General features: G+C 60.1%; 6 protein-coding genes and 1 pseudogene. 2 read left to right on the plus strand and 5 right to left on the minus strand.

The features are described 5' to 3' along the window. Positions 1-69: 69 nt before the first annotated feature. Positions 70-1,596, minus strand: a pseudogene (gene istA / locus AC1Q5S_RS22005) (IS21 family transposase). 198 nt (positions 1,597-1,794) lie between these two features. Between istA and AC1Q5S_RS22010 the strand changes: the two are divergent. Next, positions 1,795-2,226 carry an HU family DNA-binding protein gene (locus AC1Q5S_RS22010; RefSeq protein WP_492227150.1) on the plus strand — a complete coding sequence of 144 codons (432 nt, stop codon included), beginning with the start codon at positions 1,795-1,797 and terminating at the stop codon, positions 2,224-2,226. A gap of 280 nt (positions 2,227-2,506) precedes the next feature. On the opposite strand, the gene AC1Q5S_RS22015 is transcribed toward AC1Q5S_RS22010, so the two are convergent. The 3 genes from AC1Q5S_RS22015 to AC1Q5S_RS22025 form a co-directional block, all read right to left on the minus strand. Next, a complete protein-coding gene (locus AC1Q5S_RS22015) occupies positions 2,507-3,151 on the minus strand; it encodes a hypothetical protein (protein WP_492239434.1) in 645 nt (214 codons plus the stop codon). Positions 3,152-3,235: 84 nt separating this feature from the next. Then, entirely contained in the window at positions 3,236-4,699 is a 1,464-nt protein-coding gene (locus tag AC1Q5S_RS22020; protein WP_492239435.1) for an Arm DNA-binding domain-containing protein, read from the minus strand. Further along, positions 4,692-4,940 (minus strand): hypothetical protein, encoded by a 249-nt coding sequence (locus AC1Q5S_RS22025; RefSeq protein WP_492239436.1) that lies wholly within the window; start codon positions 4,938-4,940, stop codon positions 4,692-4,694. The genes AC1Q5S_RS22020 and AC1Q5S_RS22025 overlap by 8 nt, the downstream gene beginning before the upstream one ends. A gap of 153 nt (positions 4,941-5,093) precedes the next feature. On the opposite strand from AC1Q5S_RS22025, the gene AC1Q5S_RS22030 reads away from it, so the two are divergent. Beyond that, positions 5,094-5,318, plus strand: a complete 225-nt coding sequence (locus AC1Q5S_RS22030) for a helix-turn-helix domain-containing protein (protein WP_492239437.1) — start codon at positions 5,094-5,096, stop codon at positions 5,316-5,318. A gap of 461 nt (positions 5,319-5,779) precedes the next feature. Here AC1Q5S_RS22030 and AC1Q5S_RS22035 read toward each other — a convergent pair whose 3' ends face one another. Further along, on the minus strand, positions 5,780-6,037 hold the full coding sequence (locus AC1Q5S_RS22035) for an effector-associated domain EAD1-containing protein (protein WP_492239438.1): 258 nt from the start codon (positions 6,035-6,037) through the stop codon (positions 5,780-5,782). Positions 6,038-6,100 lie beyond the last annotated feature (63 nt).

The raw sequence follows: 6,100 nt of genomic DNA on the forward strand, positions 1-6,100 counted from the left end.
TGCTTGACCAGGTCCTCCCAGGCCCCGGCCATGCCGTACAGGCGCAGCTCTTTGAACTCCTTGTCCAGCTCACGCATGATCGGCCTCCTGCATGTCGCTGCCAGCGCGCAGGCTGTCATAGCGCGCCGTGTCGGCCAGGGGTGTCTGGCTCACTTGCAGGTTGGTCGCAACCTTCTCGGGCAGGGGCTGCGCTTGCAGGCGGCCGAGCACGTTGATGACGTGCTCGGTGCTCACCCGCCCCGATGGCGGCGCACTCTCCAGGGCCAACTCCACCGCCACCAGCACGGCGTCCAGCCCTTGCTTGGGCACCTCGGCCAGTACCTGCGCCATCACCCTGTCGCCCCCCTCCTGGTGCAGCAAGCCTTTGCGCATGCGCTGCAATGGCTCGGGCAGGTCTGCAAAGGGCGCGCCGTTGCGCAGCGCGCCCGGCTTGCGCTCGATCAGCGGCACGTAATGCTGCCAGTCGTAGCGGGTCTGGTTGCGATCGCTCAGGCGCTCGTGCGTGGCCACCATAGCATCGCCGGCCACCACCACGATCTGCGCCGGGTACAGGTGTGTGCTGACCATTTGCCCCGCCCATTCGCAGGGCACCGAGTAGCGGTTGCGCGCCACCGTCACCAGGCAGGTGCTGCTCACCTTGGCCGGGTTCTCAACATAGCCATCAAAGGCCACCGGCATCGGCATCAGGTGGCTTTGCTCCAGCTCCAGCATCTCGGCGATGCTGAACGCTTTGTGCTGCGGGTGGCGCAGCTCTCGCCACAGAGCCCGGCAGCGCTCGCCCAGCCACGCATTGAGCTCGGTAAAGCTGCCAAAGCGCCGTTGCCCCGCCTCCACCCAGATGCGACGGCGGCTGTCTTGCACATCCTTCTCCACGCGCCCCTTCTCCCAGCCGCTGGCACGGTTGCAAAAATCTGGGTCGAACAGATAGTGCGCGCACATGGCTGCAAAGCGCGCATTGACCACGCGGCCTTTGCCCTTCTTGACTTTGTCGACCGCCGTCTTCATGTTGTCGTAGATGCCACGGCGTGCCACGCCACCCAGCGCTGCAAAGCTGCGGGTGTGCGCATCGAACAGCATCTCGTGGCCTTGGCTGGGGTAGGCCACCAGCCAGAAGGCCCCACTGGCACACAGCTTCATGTGCGAGACCTGCATGCGGTACTACACCCCGCCCACCAGCAAGCCGTCTTCGCTCCAGTCGAACTGGAAGGCCTCGCCAAGCTCGAAGGTCAATGGCACGAAGGCCTTGCAGGCCGCCTGTTGGCCTTCACCTTGGCGCCACTTGCGGATGAAGTCCGTCACCCGCGTGTAGCCACCTTCGTAGCCCGCTGCCTTGATCTGCGTGAACAAGGCCTTGGCCGTGCGCCGCTCCTTCTTGGGCCGCTTGGCATCGGCCTTCAAGGCTTGCTTGAGCTCCGCCTCGTGCGCCGACAGCTTGGTCGCCTTCGCCGCCTCCCGGCGGTACTTGGGCTCGACCGGCTGCGCCTCGTCCAGCCACTTGGCCACCGTGTTGCGCGACAGGCCCGTGGTCCTCGATATCTCCCGCTTCGTCTTCTTGTCCCGGCGGTGCATCCGCCGTATCTTGCCAATCATGTCCATGGTGATCACCCTCTTCATTCCCTTGCTGCACAAAACAGCAGGGTAGGTAAAACACCTGGCTCAGTTTTAGGTCGGCATCACACCAAAAAGTGGCTCAGTTTTCGGTCGGCGTCAACACTGCCCTGCTCCTAGAATCGATTCGTCTGTCTGGATTCGCCAGCCAGAGAACCTCAACCCATTGGACTTACGAAACCGATCATGGCCACTGCAAAGAAAGCTCCCGCTCCCGTCAAGAAGACCACGAAACCGGCACCCGCCGCCAAGAAAGTCGCCGTGGCCAAACCCGCAGCAGCCGTCAAACCCGCAGCAGTAGTCAAGCCCATCAAGACGGTTTTCAACAAGACCACGCTGGTCGCCCATCTGGTGGAGCAGTCCGGTGTCGAGCCCAAGGCCGCCAAGGCTGTGCTCGCCGCGCTGGAATCGGCGATTCTGGGCTCTGTGCACAAGAAGGGTTCCGGTGAATTCACGCTGCCGGGCCTCATGAAGATCGGTCTGCAGCAAGTGCCCGCCAAGAAGAAACGCTTTGGCAAGGATCCATTCACCGGTGAAGAGCGCTGGTTCCCCGCCAAGCCTGCATCGGTGAAGATCAAGACGCGCGCACTCAAGAAGCTCAAGGACGCGACGCTCTGATTTCCTGCCCATTGCGGGCTTTGCGGCGACCTGCGGACTGGTACATCCGCTGAATCCGCACAGACAGTAGTCGCCCCCGATAGAGCCGAGCCGGTGCCTTGCTGATCTGGATTCCCCCGTCCTTCGTCAGGAAGAAGTAGACACGCGTACCAACCCTCCACGGCATGTCTGGCGGCAGCGCAACCCTCAGGCGCCGGTCAATCCATCCCGTATACGTCCGGGATGGATTGGTGCGGCGCCCTTTGGCATCGAGTTTTCTGATGTGCATGTACACACCTCCTCAATGCACCAGCATCTGCGCGGCGCCCAGCGCCGCCTGAATGCGGGCGACCTGCTGGGGATCGACTTCGATGTCATGGCCCATGCCCAAGATCTGGGCCAGGGTACTGCCCAGTTCCAGGTGGCTGCGGCGCAGTTGGCGCAGAGGCTCCTCGAGCAGCCCCTGCTGAGCGACACGGATACGACTGCGGTAGGTCCGGGGCGAGACAGCAACCTGAACGGGGTGCCCATCCAGCGCCTGCTCGCGTGCGCACCAGTAGAAGCCGCAAGACTGCACAAAAGCAGCGACGGCCGCCAAGTCACGCTCGTGGCGGTGCAGCAAACCCGCATAGGTCCCGGCTCTGTCGGATGCTCGCTCACACAGATCCAAAGGCATGGCCGTGGTGAGCCCCGCAGGAGACATGACACCCACGTGCATGAGATAGGCACGTACCAGGTCGTCATCGGCAAAGAGGTTGCACAGGAACTGGTGGAGCACGCCTATGGCGGTCTGCGGCATGCGGGTGTGGATGGCATCCCGGCAGCGGGCAATCTCGCCGGCTGACGGATGCAGCTGGCTGGACGGGTAACGCGCAGACTTGTGGGCAGGTACTGCGCATTTGGAGGCTGTGGAAGCTGCGTGAAGCGAAGGAGTGTTTACGGTCATGGTGTGTCTGGGATGGGTTTGGGCATGGCTCCGCCCAGACCGCTGGTTTTTGCAGCAGTAGAGCGGGAGAAGGAGTGCGCGGGTTTAGGCGCTGGCGCGGGCTGCGGCTTTAAGTCCGCTGCTCATCCAGGGGTCCGGCGGGGCCTGCGACTCACCCTTGGTATGGACGGCCGGCAGCACGATGTCCGTGGGCCTGCGTGACGTGGCTCCACTTATGGAACCACTTCCTTGCGCTGGCTTGTGCATGCCGCGTGGCTTGGGCACAGCTTGCGGTGGGGGCAGCGCCGGGGCATAGAGGTCGGGATGCACCGGGCGCAGCCCTGCAGCTGTACCGCCCTCTTCCATGCGGATCACCTGGCCCGTGGCCAGGCGGCTGGCGAGCAGCAGCTCCATGGCCGAGCCGTCCTGGCGCGTGAGGTTGGGCACGTAGCGGCTGTAGACCTTGAACAGCATCTCGGTGCTGGTATGGCCGAGCTGGCGCGCGATCCACTCAGGTGCTTCACCGGCCGCAAGCCACAGGGTGGCTGCGGTGTGTCGCATTTGGTAGGGGCGCCGTTCCTCAAGCCCCAGATGGCGCAGCAAGGGATACCAGACACGGTCGGTGAAGTTCTTGTTGTCCAGCGGCGCGCCCATGAGATTGCAGAACACATAGTCAGACAGCTTGCCCGTGACTTCATACTGTTTAGCCAGGGCTTCAAACACGGGCTGGCTCATATGGATGTCCCGCTGACTGCCATCGGTCTTGGTGTACTCGTCCTCGCCCAAAACGAAGGTCTCGCGCACCAGGATCAGCCGGCGCTCGAAATCGATATACCGCCACTTGAGGCCATGGACTTCGCCGGTGCGCATGCCCGTGAAGAAGCGCACGGTGAAGTAGTGGCGGTAGTCGGACCGCACGGTGGCCAGGAGGCTCTGGACGTCCTTGAGACTGAACGGATCCACATCGACCTTGCGCACGCGCAGTCGCTTGATGTTGGTGGTCGGCGTCGTAAACTCGAACCGGTCGGCGGCTTCGTCCATGATCTGACACAACGTGCCAATGATCTCGTTGATGCGTTTGGGTGAGAGCCCTTCCTTGTCTCCGCGACCTTTTACTTTGGCGAGTGTGGCGCGGAAGGCAAGAATGTCTGATTTGGTGATGCTGCTGACCACCTTGGCCCCGAAGTGCGGGACCAGCCTGCCGTTGAGCGTGGAGAGTAAGGATCTGATGTGGCTGCGGCGCCATTCGATCTTGTGCTCTTCGAACCACTGGGTGGCGAAGTCGCGAAATAGCGGGAAAGCTTTTTGGTCAGCTGACTCCAGTGGCTCAGCCACAGCAACTGCAATCACTGGGTCGAAGCGAGGTGCAAGTGCGCTCTCAGGAAAATATTCGCGGTACTTAAAGGTTCCGTCTTCCTGCGCCTTCTTGATCTTGTCCAGCACGGCCTGAACGCGCTTACGATTTTGCGGCGTGTCAGGCAACGCTGTCTGCTCACGACACCGAACATTGCGGTAGGTGAAGTCCATTACAAGCTTGCCCGTTTCTATTCTGACCGTGACCTTAGCCATGAAGGACTGCTCCGTTGGCCATGGGGATCGCGCTCATGCCGACGGGGGCCAGGGTGGAGGCAACTTTCATGTCTCGTTCAATGACCTCCCATACAAACAAGATCTTTCGCCCGCCGAACGGTCGCACGTAGTGCACCCCCTCCATCAACACACTGTCCTTGAGACGTTCTCGAATCGTCCGAACGTCATACTTGATCCTTGACGACAATTCATCGGTCGTCAGATACGTCTGCTTCGTCATTGGCTGCTCCTTTAGAATTCAGGTTGCAAGCGATAAAAATATTTATCACTTGAAGTCAATGATAAGCACAAACGCTTACTTTGCAAGTCTTTTGCCACTATTTTTTATCGTTCGTCAACTTTTACTCCCATGATCAGGTTCAAGCTAGGCGAAATGATTGAAAAAAAACAGTTCGCTGAGGGGCGGCGCATTACGGTCAGTGAGATCGCCACAGCAACGGGTCTGAACAGAATGACCCTGTCTAAGATCCTCAACTTGAAGGGCTACGGCACCGGCACAGAAACCATCGACAAGCTTTGCGAGTACTTCGGTTGCCACGTTGAGGATCTGATGGAGCATGTCGCGCCCGATGCGTCACCGCCTTCCCTTCACGATTGACAAATAACCGTTCATCGCGGATTGGTCACGCCCGGCTTTGCGTCTGAAGACAAAGTACAGAAGACAAAAGTCTGTTGACCACCCGGGCTCAATCCAGTGCAGCCGCATGGTTTGCTATAAACCCGGCTGTTCACCCATATGCCGGAACGCCCAGGACCTGCAGTATGGATACTGGCGAATGTGCACGCTGAATCGCAAGTTGAGCCTACTTTGAAAATTGGAGGACGATCATCATGCTGAGACACAAGTCATGTGGAGCGCCTTCCGGGTCATCCTTCCAGTAGCGAACTCCGCCGCCTATGTATCACCGTATGCTCGTCAAACTTAGTGAGCTTGGTGAGCTTGGTGGTGATGGCGTTCAGCGGTGCCCACTGCTTGCCCTTCCAGACATAAGTGGGCTCGGTGTTGAGCGTGTGTATGTCCAAGTATTCTTGGTTGTGTGGGGTGGCGCCCCAGGCGTTTTATGGCGCCTGGATCGCTGCCAAAGTTGGATGGTTGGCAAAGTCCTCAAGCGCTGTTTTGAGAAGCGCTGCAAAATTGACGGAGCGTCCACCGCCACCCTGCTTGAGCTTGCGAAGCGCGGAATGCCAGGCGGCCTGACCAGTTGATTGAAACTCGAGTCGAGAAAGGTCGCCGCCGGCTCGGCTCCAAATCTCCTGGTCTCGCGGACCAAATGGGTACAGCTCAATGAGCGCCGACTCTAGAGTGTTGATTTCCACGTAAATCTGACCCCTCTGGACTGAGTTTTTTCACCCAACTTTGACCCCTTGAGTAACGTCTCC

The organism is Acidovorax sp. GW835-FHT14B10, assembly GCF_058793725.1.

Bases quoted from the DNA above. Each gene is read 5' to 3' on its own strand.
- AC1Q5S_RS22015 (WP_492239434.1), bottom strand. From the start codon at position 3,151: ATGACCGTAAACACTCCTTCGCTTCACGCAGCTTCCACAGCCTCCAAA.
- AC1Q5S_RS22020 (WP_492239435.1), bottom strand. From the start codon at position 4,699: ATGGCTAAGGTCACGGTCAGAATAGAAACGGGCAAGCTTGTAATGGAC.
- AC1Q5S_RS22030 (WP_492239437.1), top strand. From the start codon at position 5,094: ATGATTGAAAAAAAACAGTTCGCTGAGGGGCGGCGCATTACGGTCAGT.
- AC1Q5S_RS22010 (WP_492227150.1), top strand. From the start codon at position 1,795: ATGGCCACTGCAAAGAAAGCTCCCGCTCCCGTCAAGAAGACCACGAAA.
- AC1Q5S_RS22025 (WP_492239436.1), bottom strand. From the start codon at position 4,940: ATGACGAAGCAGACGTATCTGACGACCGATGAATTGTCGTCAAGGATC.